We start from the raw sequence: 14,180 nt of genomic DNA, 5'->3' as shown, positions 1-14,180 counted from the left end.
CGTCACAGACCCGGTCGGCTTGATCACGGACCTCGTCGCCTACGTCGAGAAGCAACTCGACGCCGAGACGACCTGGCCGTGGTCACCGCGGTCGCGGGCGGCCGCGCCAAGTCACGGAGCCTGGCCAAGGCCCTGGCGATACGGCTCACGGACCTGACCGACGGCCGGTCCCCAGCGCCCCGGGACATCGGCGATCTGCTCATCGAGCCCCGCAAGGTCGGCGCCTCGGCGATCGCACCGCCGGTCTGCGCCGAGTGCGGCAAGAAGCTGCGAACCCTCCAACGCAAGGGCCAGGACTGGTACTGCGGAGTCTGCGGGCAGGAGACCGCCGAGTGCACCGCCTGCGGAAACGTCCGACGCGTCGGCTTCCGGGACCGCAAGGGCCTGCCGCGCTGTTCGATGTGTCCCGACATCGACGACCGTGACCCCGTCACGGTCGTCCACGAGCTGATCGCCACGATTGCTCCGGGCGCCGACCGTGACGTGGTCGCCGAGGCCCTCCGGCGGACGGCACCGCACCGTCCCCACTATCGCCGGCGAGTGGTCTGGGCCCTGGAGGAGAACCCTCGTCTGCTGACCGGGGAGGGCTATCTGGCGCCGCATCGCGCCATCTTGAAGTTCGTCGACCTGCTTCACGAGGCCGGTGTCGCCGGGATCGTCCTGCCCGCCTGCCCTCGCTGCCAGCGGGTGGTCCGCATCGACAAGCCGCTCGACGGGCAGCCAGTCTGCCGCAACTGTATTGCCAAGTCCCGCATCGAAGAATGCGTACGCTGCGGCGCTCGGCGTGAGCCGGTCACCCGAGACGACCAGGGGCGACCGCTGTGTCCGAACTGCCTGATCACCGATCCGGCCAACCTGGAGACCTGCATCGTCTGCGGCAAGTCGCGCCTGGTCAACTCCCGCACCGCCGACGGGCCGATCTGCCCGAACTGCCGTCCCCTGCCCGTACTGCTCTGCTCGATCTGCGGCCACACCGCACCCTGCACGCTCTCGAAGCTCACCAGCCTGCCCCGCTGCGGTGGCTGCGACCGGCGCCAAGCTCACTGCACCGTCTGCGGACGACTCCGCGGCATCCACTCCGGCACTGCCGACGCCCCCGTCTGCGGCCCTTGCACCACACCGGACGCCGAGCTCTGGTGCCCCTGTCCTACCTGCGGACAAGCCGAACGGCTGCATGCTCCAGGACCGTGCCCTCGCTGCACCCTCAAGCAGCGGCTCTACGAGCTCCTCGCCGGTGACACCGGCTCCATATCCCCGAAGCTGCAGCCCCTCCGCGACGCCTTGGCCGACACTGAACGGGCCGCCACCGCGATGCGGTGGCTCTCCAAGGGCATCGTCTCCACGGTCCTGTCCGACCTCGGCTCTGGCCGCCGCCCCCTCACCCACGAGGCCCTGGACGAACTCCCTGAAGGCAAGGTCGTCGAGCACATCCGCAGCGTTCTCGTCGCCACCGAAGTCCTGCCCCGGCGGGACGAGCAGATGGTCCGTCTCGAACGGGACGTGAAGGACCTCGTCGCCTCCCATGCGACGGCCGAGGGACGGAAAATCCTTCACCGGTACGCGACTTGGCACCTCCTGCGCCGGCTTCGCCGACGCAGCCGCGGCAAGGAGATTACGCACTACCAGCTCACGGGCACCCGGCAACATCTGCGGGCGGCAGTCCCTCTCCTGGACTGGCTCGAGGAGCAGAACCTGATCCTTGCCACCTGCCGTCAGGCCGACCTTGAACGCTGGATGACCAGCGACGGTGTCCGCCACCGCAGGGAGGCAGGCCACTTCGTGCGCTGGGCCCTGGCCCAGAAGATCGCCCGAGACCTCAGCTTCCCAGCCGTCAGATGGAATGGCCCCTCCCAGGCGATGGACGACGAGGCCCGCTGGGACACCGCCCGCCGCCTGCTGCACGACGACACAGTCAAGCCCGAAGACCGCCTCGCCGGCCTGCTGTTGCTTCTCTATGCCCAGTGGCCCGCCGCGATCTCCCGCCTCACCGTCGACCACATCGAGGAGACTGACGGAGCGGTCCGCATCCGCCTTGGCGCCGTCCCGGTCGTGTTTCCCGCACCCGTCGCTGAACTGGCCCTCCACCAGGTCGCGGTTCGCCGCAGCCATGCCGTCCTTGGCCGGACAGAGTCGCCCTGGCTCTTCCCCGGCGGTCAGCCCGGCCGTCCGATCAGTGCCTGGGGCATGGGCGAACGGCTCCGCAAACTCGGCATCCGGCTGGCGGAAGCCCGCTCGACCGCGCTGTTCCAGCTCGCCACCGAACTGCCCGCCGCGGTCCTCGCCCGCACCCTCGGCATCGACATCACCGTCGCCGTCAAATGGCAGCGAGCCGCCGCTGGAGACTGGGCCGCCTACGCAGCCGAGGTCAGTCGCCGCACTTCACCACAACCTTCGATCTACGAGCCAGGAGTACCGACATGAGATTCGACGATCACCGCGTGGTCATTACCGCCGGCGGCCGCGATTTCGGACGCACTTTAGCCATCCGCCTCGCGGACCTCGGCGCCGAGGTCCTCCTCTCCGCGCGCACTCTCGCCGCCGCTGAACGTGTCCGCGACGAGATTCGCGGCCGAGGGCACCAGCAGGTCCACGCCTTCGCCTGCGACCTGACGGACCCGGCCTCGATCCGCGACTTCGCTGCCGGCGTCGCCCGGCACACCGACCGCATTGACGTGCTGATCAACAACGGCTCCCGCTACCTCGAAGGACCAGACCTCCAATCCGCCTCCGACGCCGACGTAGTCGACACCATCGCCTCCGGCGTCACCGGCACCGTCCTGACCGTGAAGAACTTCCTCCCCCTCCTCCTCAACTCGGATAAGCCGGATGTGGTGAACATGGTCTCCGCCTGCGGAACAGCCGGTCATCACCGCTCGGACGCGCACGACGCCTTCTATGCGGCCAAGAGCGCCCAGGCAGGGTTCGCCGAGATCCTCTCCAAGCGGCTGCGGCCCCAGGGGGTCCGGGTGATTTCCCTCTACCCGCCCGACTTCGACAACCCTGACCCGCTCTCCGAGCAGTGGGAGACCACACCGCGCGAAGGCAAGGGCGCCCTCACCGCGCAGTCACTCGTGGAGTGCATCCTCTTCGCCGTCGCCCAGCCCCGCGACTGCTTCATCAAGGCGTTCCACTTCGAACAGGTCTGACCGATTCCCGGCACGTCCACCCACAGCGACTCACACCGCGGTCCGGGCGGCACATGGGCCCCGGACCGGGGGCATGCAGACAGTTCCAATACCCGAGCCCACCATTAGCCGTCTTCCAGGACGACCTGATCCGGACCTACCGCGGCTTCCTCGACCGCCGCCGGGCCGAGCGGCCCGCCGAGGAGTACCGGGAGCCCACCGAGCAGGAGTGGCGCGACTTCCAGCAGCGCTTCGAGCTGCGCAAGGTCTCCTTGGGCACCTGCGGCCGCCCCTACGGAACCCCGTGCAAGCACGAACACGCCTGCATCCGCTGCCCCGTCCTCCAGATCGACCCACGCCAGCGCGGCCGGCTCATCGAGATCACCACAACCTCAGCGAGCGCATCCGCGAAGCACGTGGCAACGGCTGGCTTGGCGAGGTCGAAGGACTCCAGGTCAGCCTCGACGCCGCCACCGCCAAGCTCAACAGCCTCAGCCGGAGCCGGGCCGACGGTCGGCCACAGCTGGTCGACCTCGGCATGCCCGTCTTCACCGACCACGCACCGTCACCTGCGCCGGGACTACCGGAACACGAGCCTCAAGGCTGATTCCCTCCGCACCAACGCGGCCGTCGGCCCCGCACCAGGCGGGGCCGCTCTCTCACCACTTCATGCGGGTGAAGTGGGCTGCTGTGGTGCGACAAGCAGGCGACATTGCATGGCCTGCTCCTTCACTCCGCCATCCTCGCCGGGCTCTACCCGATACAAACGGGCCTGAGGCGTGCGCGTCACGGAGTCCGTCAGCAGACCGCCCGTGAAGAGGGCGCCGACGCCATCCTCGACTGCCCAGCCGGCCGGAAGCGCGCGGTTTGCCACGGCTGCCTGATAGGACGACCGCCGGCCGGGCTCACTGTCGTAGTGCGGGCAGACCGAGCCGGACAGCAGGCCCAGCCCGTCCGAGAGGTGGGTCAGCGGTCCGAAAGAGTCGGTATGCGAGCCCTCGGCCCAGCAGTTGGCACCAGCACTGATGCCGCACAGCAAGGTGCCGCGGTCGAAGGCCTCGCGAAGTAGCCGGTCCACGCCGTGCGCGCGCCAGACCGCCAGCATGTTCGCGGTGTTGCCCCCACCTACATAGACGACATCTTGAGAGAGCAGGAACGTGCGCAGGGCGTCGTCATTGAGCTCCCGCCGAAAGAGATGCAAGACGCTGGGCTCGCAGGAACGTGACTGGTAGGCCCCGAAGAACTGCGTGATGTAGGCGGGCGCGTCGCCACTGGCTGTCGGAATGAAGCACACCTTGGGGCGAGGAACGGGCACCTGATCGAGCACCCAGTCATCCAGCAGACCGTCGTCGTCGGTGGAGAAGCCGCCTCCGAGGAGAGCCAAACGACGTTCCGGAATGGCAGCCACGAGGGTGCCTCCTCAGATCAGGATTCAGATGCGCATGATGCCCTGAACCGTGCCAAGCCATCGGCTACGTCCGCAATCGAATAGTTCCTCTGGCTGCCCGAGGCCCTGTTTATCCGAGGCAGGCCAAGACCAACCGCGGACGGTGAACGGCAGCGACCAGGCCAGTTCGACTCCTTAGTCCGGAAAAGCGGAAAGGACGCCGCCCAAACCCAGGTAGTCGGGCCCGGAGACCGGTGAGTTCCGGCGCCGGAACGGGACAATCCTCACCCTCCGCCGAGCCCCCGATTGCCCGCTCGGCACCGCCTTCACCTGCCACGATGACGCGATGTCCCGCTCTTTTGCCGATCGTGCTCGGCCCTCTGCCCGCCAGGCCGTCCAGCGGCTGTTGCCCGCCCCTCCGGTCCTCGCCTTCCTCCTGCTGCTCGCTCTGCTCGGCACGCTGTCCTACGCGGCCGGCGCCGCCGCCGGTCCGGTGGCCCCGGATCTGCACCCGGCCGGCGGCACCCGCACGGGAGGCGGCACGCCCGACGACGACGGGGACATGGGAGGGATGCACGGCATGGACGCCGCGGCACCCCGCCCGGTGACGCCGGGAGCACCCCGATGACGACACGGCCCCGGCCCGGATCCCCGTCGCCGCACCACACCGACGCGGCCCCGCCCCGCACCACCACCCTCACGATCGGCGGAATGACCTGCGCCGCCTGCGTGGGCCGGGTCGAGAAGAAGCTCGGCCGGCTGGACGGCGTCGCCGCCACGGTGAACCTGGCCACCGGCCGGGCAACGGTCAGCCACCCCGCGGCGGTGTCCGTCACCGATCTCGTCACCACCGTCGAGGCGGCCGGATTCACCGCACAACTCCCCGGGCCCGCCCCGGCGCCGGACACGGAAGGGCCGTCGCCCGCCGCCCGCCCGGACGACCGGGACGACGGCGCCCGCGCCGAGCGGCACCGGCTGCTGGTCACCGCCCTGCTCGCACTGCCCGTCCTGGTCCTGTCGATGGTGCCCGGCTGGCAGTTCCGCGACTGGCAGTGGCTGTGCTTCGTGCTCGCCGCGCCCGTCGCCGTGTGGGGCGCCGCCCCCTTCCACATCCGGGCGCTGCGCGGTCTGCGGCACGGCGCCGCGACCATGGACACCCTGGTCTCGCTCGGCGTTGCCGCCTCCTTCACCTGGTCCGCCTATGCGCTGTTCCTCGGCGGGGCCGGGGCACCGGGGATGACGATGCCGTTCAGCCTGCTGCCGGCCGCCGGCGACGGGACCGCGCACCTCTACCTCGAAGCCGCCGTCGGCGTACCGCTGTTCGTGCTGGCCGGGCGGCGGATGGAGGCCAGGGCCCGGCGCGGCACCGGGGCCGCGCTGCGCGCGCTGGCCGAACTCGCCGCCAAGGACGTCGAGATACTCCCGGCCGACGGCACGGGAATCCACCCGGCCATGGGAGCCCCCGTTCTCGAACACGGCCCGGAGCGGGGGAGGCGCATCCCGGTGGACCGGCTGCGGGTCGGTGACCGTTTCCTGGTCCGCCCCGGGGAACGGGTCGCCACCGACGGCACGGTCGTCGAGGGCCGCTCCGCCCTGGACCTGTCCCTGATCAGCGGCGAGAGCCGCCCCGTCGAGGTCGGTCCGGGCTCGGCGGCGGTCGGCGGCGCGGTCAACTCCGGTGGCCTGCTGGAGATACGGGCCGACGCGGTGGGCGCCGACACCCAGCTCGCCCGGATCACCCGGCTCGTCGAGGAAGCCCAGACCGGCAAGACCAGGGTGCAGCGGCTGGCCGACGCGGTGGCGGCCGTGTTCGTCCCCGCCGTACTGACCGTCTCGGTCACCGTCCTGGGCTTCTGGCTCGGTGCCGGGGCCGACCCGCAGGCCGCGGTCACCGCCGCGGTGGCCGTCCTCGTCGTCGCCTGTCCCTGCGCGCTGGGGCTGGCCACGCCGACCGCGCTGCTGGCCGCCACCGGCCGGGGCGCCCAGCTCGGCATCCTGGTCCGCGGGCCGGAGGCGCTGGAGCGGCTGCGCCGCATCGACACGGTCGTCCTCGACAAGACCGGCACCCTCACCACGGGCCGGATGGGCGTCATCGCACTCACCGCACGCACCGGCGGCCTCGACGCCGAGCGGGCACTACGGCTGGCCGCCATCGTCGAGCAGGGCTCCGAGCATCCGCTGGCCCGCGCGATCGGCGCCTACGCCGGCGAACGGCTGCCGGACCAACCGCTGCCGCCCGTGGCGGACTTCGGCGCCACCCCCGGGTACGGCGTACGCGGCACGGCGGACCGGCACCGGGTGGAGGTCACCGGGCCCGGCGACCCCACCGCCCTGCCGGCCCCGCTGCCGGACGCGGTGCACACCGCGGAGACGGCCGGGCACACCGCCGTCCTGGTCACCGTCGACGGCACCCCGCAGGCCGTCATCGCGGTCGGCGACGCACTCCGCCCCGACAGCTACCGCGCCGTGGACCATCTGCGCCGGCTGGGGCTGCGGCCGGTCCTGGCCACCGGCGACCGCGAGGCCACCGCCCGCGCGGTGGCCGGCCATCTCGCCATCACCGAGATCCACGCCGGGGCCCGCCCCGAGGACAAGGCCGCCCTCGTCACCACCCTGAAGCAGCAGGGCGGCCGCGTCGCCGTCGTCGGCGACGGCGTCAACGACGCGGCGGCCCTCGCGCTCGCCGATCTCGGGATCGCCATGGGCAGCGGCACCGACGCCGCGATCGGCGCCGCCGATGTCACCCTCGTCCGCGAAGACCTCCAGGCCATCGCCGACGCGGTACGCCTGGCCCGGCGCACCCTGGGCACCATCCGCAGCAATCTCGTCTGGGCCTTCGGCTACAACCTCGTCACTGTCCCGCTTGCCGCCGTCGGCCTGCTCAGCCCGATGCCCGCGGCCGCCGCCATGTCCGCCAGCTCCCTGCTCGTCGTCGGCAACAGCCTCCGGCTGCGCGCCTGGCGGCCGGGCACGGCCGGCAGGCCCGTCCGCCGCATCAACCACAGCCGGACTCCGGCCGGTGGGGAGACCTCATGAAACGGCTGCCCGTCCCGTCCGTCGCCGTACCGCTGCTCACCTGCCTGGCGACCCTCGGCACGCTCACCGCATGGACCGTTACCGGCCACGCGGGCGGGCCGGCAAAGCTGAGCGCTCCCGAAGGACGGGTGCTGATCCCCTCGGGATCCGAGGCCACCGCCGCGTTCTTCACCCTCCGCAACACCGGCGGCGCCGATGACGTGCTGACGGGCGTCACCGGCCCCGCCGGCCACCGTGCGATGCTCGGCCGCACCGTCGACATCGGGCACAACGCCCTGAGCATGGCGATGGTCCGGGCCGCCACCGTCCCGGCCGGCGGCGCGCTGACCATGACGCCGACCACCCTGGACGTCATGGTCAGCCCACCGCCACGGCTTGTGCCCGGCGACCGGCTCACCTTCACGCTGCACTTCCGCCACAGCCCGCCACTGACCGTACGGGCCCGAGCGGTGCAGCCCGGCCGGTGACGTGCCGGGCCGAACACGCCACGGGGCTCACGGACCGGCCTTCGCCGCGTCCATGAGCCCCGTCGCTCTCCCGCGTGCGCCTCCGTCAGGCCACCGCACCCGCGAAGGCGCTCGGCCCGTCGGCCGGTTCGCAACGCTCCGCTTCCGTCAGCGAGGCGACCAGCGTCTCCCGGGCACGCGCCACCCGGGACCGCACGGTCCCCACGGGACAGCCCATCACCCCGGCCGCCGCCGCGTACGGAAGCCCGAGCAACTGCGTGAGCACGAACGCCTCCCGCCGCTGCGGCGCCAGCCCCGCCAGCAGTTCGGCCAGCGCGACGCCCTCGTCGAACCCCGGCACACCCCGCGGCTGCACCCGCTCCGCAGCCGACTGCCAGTCATCCGTCGCGGCCAGCCGGGGCCGCACCGCATGGGACCGGATACGGTCCGCCACGACCCGCCGGGCGATGGTCAGCAGCCAGGTCCGCGCCGATGACCGGCCCTCGAACCGCGGCAGACTGCGCAGCGCCCGGACATAGGTGTCCTGCACCAGGTCGTCGGCCGCCTGCGGGTCACCGCTGAGGTGCGTCACATAGCGCCGCACATCGAGCTGGGTGGCCCGGACGAACTGCTCGACGGCCCGCTCGTCACCGGTACGGGCGGCCAGCGCCCAGCCCGTCACCGCCTCGTCATCGCGCATACCGCGACCGCCCCTCGGCGCCTGCCCACGCGTCGGGGAGGATGGGCGCATGCTCTGCTCGCGCATCCGTACGGCCCTCTCCGCCCGCCTCGACGGCGAGGAGTTGCCCCCCGGGCTCACCCCCCGCCGGCTCGACGACCACCTCGCCGGCTGCCGGGACTGCCGACGGTGGGACGCGCAGGCACAGGCCCTGACGGCCGGCCTCGCCCGCGTCACCGCGCATCCCGGAGACGACCCGGCGGCCGCCGAGGCGCTGCTCGCCCGGCTGCGGCCGGCCTCCGCAGGGCCGGGGACGGTATCTCCCGAGACGGTGGACGGCGGCGGCAAACGGGCCGGTTGAGGCGTCCGACGGGGGTGACGCGGCGGCGGGCGGGCGCCCGCCCGCGTCGGCCGGTGCGCCGGGAACGGACGCGGGCAGCAGTGCCACCGGCATCCGGACAGCAATCATCATCTGGAGTCCTTCGCATGATCCGGTCACCGCGCGCGGCGGGACCGGTGACGTCGCAGCCGGGACGGCGGCAGGCGGGCTCCGTGCCCGTCCTGGGTCCGTCGCGGCTCAGGAACCGACCGTGCTGTCAGCCGACAGCCGGTTCATGCGGCGGACCCCGCAACGACCTCGTGTGCGCCAGCAACAGCCGCACCGCACACCGCGGTTCTCGACGGACGGCGCGCACGGCGGGCCGCGGGTCGGGCAACAGGACCCGAAGGACCAGCACCAACGGCGCGAACAGCCGGGCCGACACGGTCCGTACGAGCCGGAACGCCGCCCGCTCGCCGCCCCACAGCCACCCGGCGCTGAGCACCGCGACCAGCAGGTGGGCCGCCAGCATGCCGGTTGCACTGCCGTGCATCCCGGGCATCCGATCCGCGGCCATGCCGCCCATGTGCCCCATGCCACCCATGTGCCCCATGCCGACCGCGCCGTGCAGGGGACGTACCTGATCCATCGAGGGCATGGCCGCCATCTGCTGATGCATCAACTCCAGCAACTGCGCACTGTCACGTCCGCCGGAGTTCCCCCGGGCGCCGCACAGCCAGGTCTGTGCCCACTCGCGCGCGAGCGACCGCTCGCCGTCACCGGAACCGGCGACCGCCTGGCCGAACGAGAAGGCGCTGTGCAGGGCCGTCTGGGTACCGACGGTCAGCAACCCCACCAGCAGCGGCCCGCGTTCCCGGCCCGCGCAGCACCAGGCACCGGCCGCGGTCCCCACCCCGGCCACGAGCAGCATCCACGCGGGTATCACGGCATCCGACATCACCATGTGCCCCAGCGCGGTGAGCAGCACACACACCGCCGCGAACACCGCGGCGCGTAGCCCCCTGAGAACCTGCCCCGCATCCATGACCGGCCCATCGTCGCACCCCGCTTCACGAGCGGGACGGGAGGGCCCCCGCCTGCCGCAGTCAGCCGGTGCCGGGGGACGGCGCGTTGCCGCGGCGCGGGCCGGCGAGGCGCGGGCCGACGAGGTACGGGCCGGCGAGGCGCGGAGCCCGGAAAGCAGCGCCGCCCGCCCCGACGGCTTCGGGGCGGGCGGCAACGGTGCACTGCTGAGGATCAGGGCGCTGATGAGGATCAGGCGTTCTCTTCGGCGTCGAGGTACTGCTTGATCTTCTTGTCCAGCGCGCGGGCCTGGGCGCGGGCACGATCGGCGGCGGCGTGCTCGCCCTCGTGGTCCAGCCGCGCGGCCTTGGCCTTCAGTTCGGCGGACTGCCGGCGCATCTCGTTGATGTTGACCTTGATCGGGCCCGCGGCCGCCACGGTCTGCCGGCCGGCGGACGCGGTGGTGGCGGCCTGCGCGGGCAGCGCGGTGAGCAGCAGACCGCCGGCCATGGCAGCCGTCACGGCCACTGCGGAAAGGTGTCGACGCATGAAATCCCCCTGGATGAAGTAGTCGTTACCGAGTGGTAAGTCTACCGGAAACGATGGTGCCCGTCGGTGGTGGAGCAGCCCGTACGGAGCGGACTCGCGCCCTGCTCGACGGCGGTACGGCGCGCAGCGGTCACCGGTGTGCCACGCACAACGGGGCGCGGCCCCCGGCCACGCCCCGTCAGCTCCGCCCGCACCCTAGGGCCGGGGCCCGATGACCTCCTCGCCGTCGCGGACGGTGATGGCGAGGGCCGGGCAGACGTCGGCGGCGTCCAGGGCGCGCTCGTCCGCGTCGACCCGGTCCTTCAGCGGACGGGCATGGTCACCGTCCAGGGCGAACAGATCCGGCGCGATGGCGGCGCAGGATCCCGAGGCCATGCACTGCTGCGGGTCGATCTCCACCTTCCAGGTCATCCGCTCACCACCCCACCGGCATGACCCGCGGACCGCGCACCAGCATCTCCCTCTTCCACACCACATCGCCGGCCAACCGCAGTTGCGGGAACCGGGTGATCAGGGCGAGGATCGCCTCCTGGAGCTCCAGCCGGGCCAGTGGCGCCCCCAGGCAGTGATGGACGCCGTGACCGAACCCGAGGTGCTGGTTCCCGGCCCGGGAGATGTCCAGCGTGCCCGGTGCGTCGAAGCGCAGCGCATCCCGGTTGGCCGCGCCCACCGCCACCAGAACCGGAGTGCCGGCCCGCACCAGCGTGCCGCCGACCTCGATGTCCTCCGTCGCATAGCGCGGCTGGCCCGCGCCACTGCCCAGCGGTACGAACCGCAGCAGCTCCTCCACCGCCCGGCCGATCAGCTCCGGCTGTGCACGCAACAGCGCGAGCTGGCCCGGGTGATCCATCAGCGCAAGAACGAAGTTGGGGATCTGGGTGGCGGTGGTCTCGTGCCCGGCCACCAGAATCCCGACGCACAGATCGACGAGTTCCAGCTCGGACAGCCGGTCGTTGACATCACGGGCATCGATGAGCGCCGTCATCAGATCGTCCTGCGGAGCGCGCCGGTGCTCCTCGATCAACTGCCCCATATAGGAGCGGAGTTCTTCAAGATTGGCGTCGAATTCCGCCGCGGTCAGGGAACTCGTCGACAGCGCGGCGTCGCTCCACACCCGGAACCGCGGCCGGTCCTCGGCCGGCACCCCGAGCATCCGGCAGATCACGGCGACGGGGATGGGCAGCGCAAAGCCGTCCACCAGGTCGGCGGGCGACCCGGCCGCCTCCAGCACGTCGAGCAGCTCGTGCGCCAGCTGCCTGACCTGCGGCCGGAGCTTTTCGACCTGACGGACGGTGAACGCCTTGGCCACCAGCGTCCGCAGCCGGGTGTGATCGGGCGGGTCCATTCCCAGGATGCCGCTGTTGCGGCGCCCTTCGGACTGCCGGGGCTCGTCGTGCAGCGCGCCCTCGGCCCGGCTGAAGCGCTGGTCGCCGAGGACGAACCGGGCCTCGGCATACCGCGTGACGAGCCAGGCGGGCTCGCCGTAGGCCATCCGTACCTTCAGCAGCCCCGGACGGTTGCGGGCCTGCTCGTACTCTTCGGAAAGCTCAAGGCTCTCGGGGATATTGAAGGGGTAGGAGAGGGGTGCTGTGTCGGCTGTGGTCATGCTGACCTCCCTTGTGTAAGCACCTGCTTACATAAGGTATGCCGCTCCCTCGGGGCGGTCAACGATGCATTGTGGCCGTCATCGTGACGGGCCAACGGAGAGGAGCGTGGTGATGGCGGAGTCCCCGCAGCACGGCACGGCGGGCGGATACCGCCGGGACGCACAGGGCACCCGGCTGCGGCTGCTCGATGCCGCGTCGGAACTGTTCGCCGAGCGCGGCTACGAACGGGCGACGGTGCGCGACATCGCGGCCCGCGCCGGGGCCAATCAGGCCCTGCTCTTCCGCTACTTCGGTTCGAAGAAAGCGCTGTTCGGCGAGGTGATGGCGCGTGGCGGCCAGGAGCAGCTGCGCACCACTCCCGCCGAGCGGCTGTTCGAGGTCGCGCTGCGCGGCATGCTGGCCGGCGGCGCCGGGGACGCCGACCGTTCGCTGGAGGTGTGCCTGCGCTCCATCGGCGGCAGCGACGAGATCGCGGACGCACTGCGGGGGCTGGGGGAGGAGTATGCGGCGGTGCTCGCCACGCTCTCCGAGGCCGATACCGGGAGCCTGCGCGGCGATCTGGCGCTGTCCTGGCTGCTGGGAATTGGCTTGATGCGTGTGGTGGTCGGCAAGGAGCCGCTGGCGAGCGCCGACCCGGACACGGTGTGCAGGCTCGTCGGGGGCGCCCTGGGCAGTCTGCTGGAGGGTCTGCCACAGGACGGGAAGGCCGGCGGGGAAAACGGTGGGATTCCGGGCTGAACGGGAGGTCCCGGCGTGGTCCGTTGCCATGGTGCTGCGTTCCAGTGACTCTGCGGCGGGTCGCAAGTCGATGGACAAAACCCCCCTTATTGTCACTTTTGCAGAGAATATTCATTTTCTGCAGAGTCGAGTGAAGGTGGAAACATGCTCCGTTCGATCCCTCGCGGCCTTGTAGTGGCCGGCCTGACCGCGGCTGCCCTGGTGGCGCCGACGGCAGCCGCCACCGCCGCAACCCCGACCCCTGGCACTTCACAGAGCGACAGGTGCCACTCGCGCCACTGCGACAGGGGTCACCACGGCGACCGCGACCGCGACCACGGCCGCGACCACGGCCGTCACCACGGCCGTCACCACGGCCACGGCCACGGCCGCTTCGGGCACGGCGGCCACGACGGCTACGACGGTTTCGGCCGTGACGGCCGCCGCGACGGCTACGGACGCGATGGCTACGGCCGTGACGGCGGCTACGGCCGTGACGGCGGCTACGGTCGTGACGGCGGTTACGGACGCGACGGCGGCTACGGCCGCGACGGAGACGGCCGCGACGGAGGCGGCCGCGACGGCTACGGCGCAGGCAGGAACGGGCTGCTCGGCCTCGGGCTGCTCGGGCTCCTCTAGGGCCTGTCGGGTAGTCACGCAGCGGGCCCGGGATCGTGATCCCGGGCCCCTGTATGTGTCCCGCCGCATGCCGCGCCGCGGTCCTCTCCGGCCGGGCGGACGGGGGCTCGCACAGGTGGCAAGTGATGCCGGCCGGACCGTCCGGATAAAAGGAGCCTTGCATTCCGCGGGCCGCCGCGCCGAATTTCCGGCGTCGGCATTTCTTGTCGTCCCGTGAATCATTGTCATGGGGCTTGCGAAATGACAGGATTGCCCTGTCGCATCGTGAATGGGGGATTTGCGGCTGATGGGGGACGGGGGAAAGGTCCCATCTGCATAGTGCGCACCTGACCCGTGCGCCAACCAACAAGCCCAGGGGTACCTCGCTGCCGCGAGTGCGCTTTTTTGTGCTGCCCATTTGCCACGGTTCGGATTCTGGTGACAGCGGAAGAAGTTTATGATCCGTGCCGGATGATCTCTTCATCCGGCTCGGCCGACTGGTTCCGGGGAGCTCGCGTTTTCCTCAAACGGGAAGGTCTCCCTCCTGCCGGTTCGCTAAAGCCTGACCCGTCGGCGCCGTACGTCCGCGGAATCCGCCACGTGAGCTGCGGAATCCGCCATGTGAGCTGAGGAGGCCCCGGCCGGCGACCCCCCCTGCCGGGCCCCGGCAGGCG

15 protein-coding genes are annotated in these 14,180 nt (G+C 71.6%); 8 read left to right on the top strand and 7 right to left on the bottom strand.

Features of this window, described 5'->3' with window-relative positions; all coding sequences use genetic code 11:
• Window positions 1-78 precede the first annotated feature (78 nt).
• On the top strand, window positions 79-2,421 hold the full coding sequence (locus ACWGJY_RS10600) for a site-specific integrase (RefSeq protein WP_453260398.1): 2,343 nt from the start codon (window positions 79-81) through the stop codon (window positions 2,419-2,421).
• Window positions 2,418-3,146 (top strand): SDR family oxidoreductase, encoded by a 729-nt coding sequence (locus ACWGJY_RS10595; RefSeq protein WP_453260397.1) that lies wholly within the window; start codon window positions 2,418-2,420, stop codon window positions 3,144-3,146. The genes ACWGJY_RS10600 and ACWGJY_RS10595 overlap by 4 nt, the downstream gene beginning before the upstream one ends.
• Before the next feature lie 104 nt (window positions 3,147-3,250).
• Here ACWGJY_RS10595 and ACWGJY_RS10590 read toward each other — a convergent pair whose 3' ends face one another.
• Window positions 3,251-3,445 carry a hypothetical protein gene (locus tag ACWGJY_RS10590; RefSeq protein ID WP_453260396.1) on the bottom strand — a complete coding sequence of 65 codons (195 nt, stop codon included), beginning with the start codon at window positions 3,443-3,445 and terminating at the stop codon, window positions 3,251-3,253.
• A 347-nt stretch (window positions 3,446-3,792) separates the two neighbouring features.
• Window positions 3,793-4,533, bottom strand: coding sequence for a Type 1 glutamine amidotransferase-like domain-containing protein (locus ACWGJY_RS10585; RefSeq protein ID WP_453260395.1), 741 nt, complete (start codon window positions 4,531-4,533; stop codon window positions 3,793-3,795).
• Window positions 4,534-4,858: 325 nt separating this feature from the next.
• Between ACWGJY_RS10585 and ACWGJY_RS10580 the strand changes: the two genes are divergently transcribed.
• Genes ACWGJY_RS10580 through ACWGJY_RS10570 form a run of 3 tightly spaced genes read left to right on the top strand, consistent with a single transcriptional unit; the run spans window position 4,859 to window position 8,015 of the window.
• The gene (locus tag ACWGJY_RS10580) at window positions 4,859-5,140 is read left to right on the top strand and encodes a hypothetical protein (protein ID WP_453260394.1); all 282 of its coding nucleotides are present in this window, start codon (window positions 4,859-4,861) and stop codon (window positions 5,138-5,140) included.
• Window positions 5,137-7,548, top strand: coding sequence for a heavy metal translocating P-type ATPase (locus ACWGJY_RS10575; protein ID WP_453260393.1), 2,412 nt, complete (start codon window positions 5,137-5,139; stop codon window positions 7,546-7,548). The genes ACWGJY_RS10580 and ACWGJY_RS10575 overlap by 4 nt, the downstream gene beginning before the upstream one ends.
• Window positions 7,545-8,015 carry a copper chaperone PCu(A)C gene (locus tag ACWGJY_RS10570; RefSeq protein ID WP_453260392.1) on the top strand — a complete coding sequence of 157 codons (471 nt, stop codon included), beginning with the start codon at window positions 7,545-7,547 and terminating at the stop codon, window positions 8,013-8,015. The genes ACWGJY_RS10575 and ACWGJY_RS10570 overlap by 4 nt, the downstream gene beginning before the upstream one ends.
• An 85-nt stretch (window positions 8,016-8,100) precedes the next feature.
• Here the strand turns inward: ACWGJY_RS10570 and ACWGJY_RS10565 are convergent, their stop codons facing one another.
• Complete coding sequence (locus ACWGJY_RS10565; protein ID WP_453260391.1) at window positions 8,101-8,694, bottom strand: sigma-70 family RNA polymerase sigma factor; 594 nt, start codon at window positions 8,692-8,694, stop codon at window positions 8,101-8,103.
• A 49-nt stretch (window positions 8,695-8,743) separates the two neighbouring features.
• On the opposite strand from ACWGJY_RS10565, the gene ACWGJY_RS10560 reads away from it, so the two are divergent.
• Complete coding sequence (locus ACWGJY_RS10560; protein ID WP_453260390.1) at window positions 8,744-9,034, top strand: zf-HC2 domain-containing protein; 291 nt, start codon at window positions 8,744-8,746, stop codon at window positions 9,032-9,034.
• 235 nt (window positions 9,035-9,269) lie between these two features.
• On the opposite strand, the gene ACWGJY_RS10555 is transcribed toward ACWGJY_RS10560, so the two are convergent.
• The 4 genes from ACWGJY_RS10555 to ACWGJY_RS10540 form a co-directional block, all read right to left on the bottom strand.
• Window positions 9,270-10,037, bottom strand: coding sequence for a PE-PGRS family protein (locus ACWGJY_RS10555; RefSeq protein WP_453260389.1), 768 nt, complete (start codon window positions 10,035-10,037; stop codon window positions 9,270-9,272).
• Between the two features lie 230 nt (window positions 10,038-10,267).
• The gene (locus ACWGJY_RS10550) at window positions 10,268-10,543 is read right to left on the bottom strand and encodes a hypothetical protein (protein ID WP_453260388.1); all 276 of its coding nucleotides are present in this window, start codon (window positions 10,541-10,543) and stop codon (window positions 10,268-10,270) included.
• 216 nt (window positions 10,544-10,759) lie between these two features.
• Window positions 10,760-10,975, bottom strand: a complete 216-nt coding sequence (locus ACWGJY_RS10545; RefSeq protein WP_453260387.1) for a ferredoxin — start codon at window positions 10,973-10,975, stop codon at window positions 10,760-10,762.
• Between the two features lie 4 nt (window positions 10,976-10,979).
• Window positions 10,980-12,170, bottom strand: coding sequence for a cytochrome P450 (locus tag ACWGJY_RS10540; protein ID WP_453260386.1), 1,191 nt, complete (start codon window positions 12,168-12,170; stop codon window positions 10,980-10,982).
• A gap of 112 nt (window positions 12,171-12,282) precedes the next feature.
• On the opposite strand from ACWGJY_RS10540, the gene ACWGJY_RS10535 reads away from it, so the two are divergent.
• Complete coding sequence (locus tag ACWGJY_RS10535) at window positions 12,283-12,909, top strand: TetR/AcrR family transcriptional regulator (RefSeq protein WP_453260385.1); 627 nt, start codon at window positions 12,283-12,285, stop codon at window positions 12,907-12,909.
• Window positions 12,910-13,053: 144 nt separating this feature from the next.
• Window positions 13,054-13,527, top strand: coding sequence for a hypothetical protein (locus tag ACWGJY_RS10530; RefSeq protein ID WP_453260384.1), 474 nt, complete (start codon window positions 13,054-13,056; stop codon window positions 13,525-13,527).
• Window positions 13,528-14,180: the final 653 nt, after the last annotated feature.

The organism is Streptomyces sp. NPDC054765, assembly GCF_053612065.1.
The sequence above is the reverse complement of the archived record's forward strand: the minus strand, read 5'-3'. Positions and strand labels throughout refer to the sequence as shown.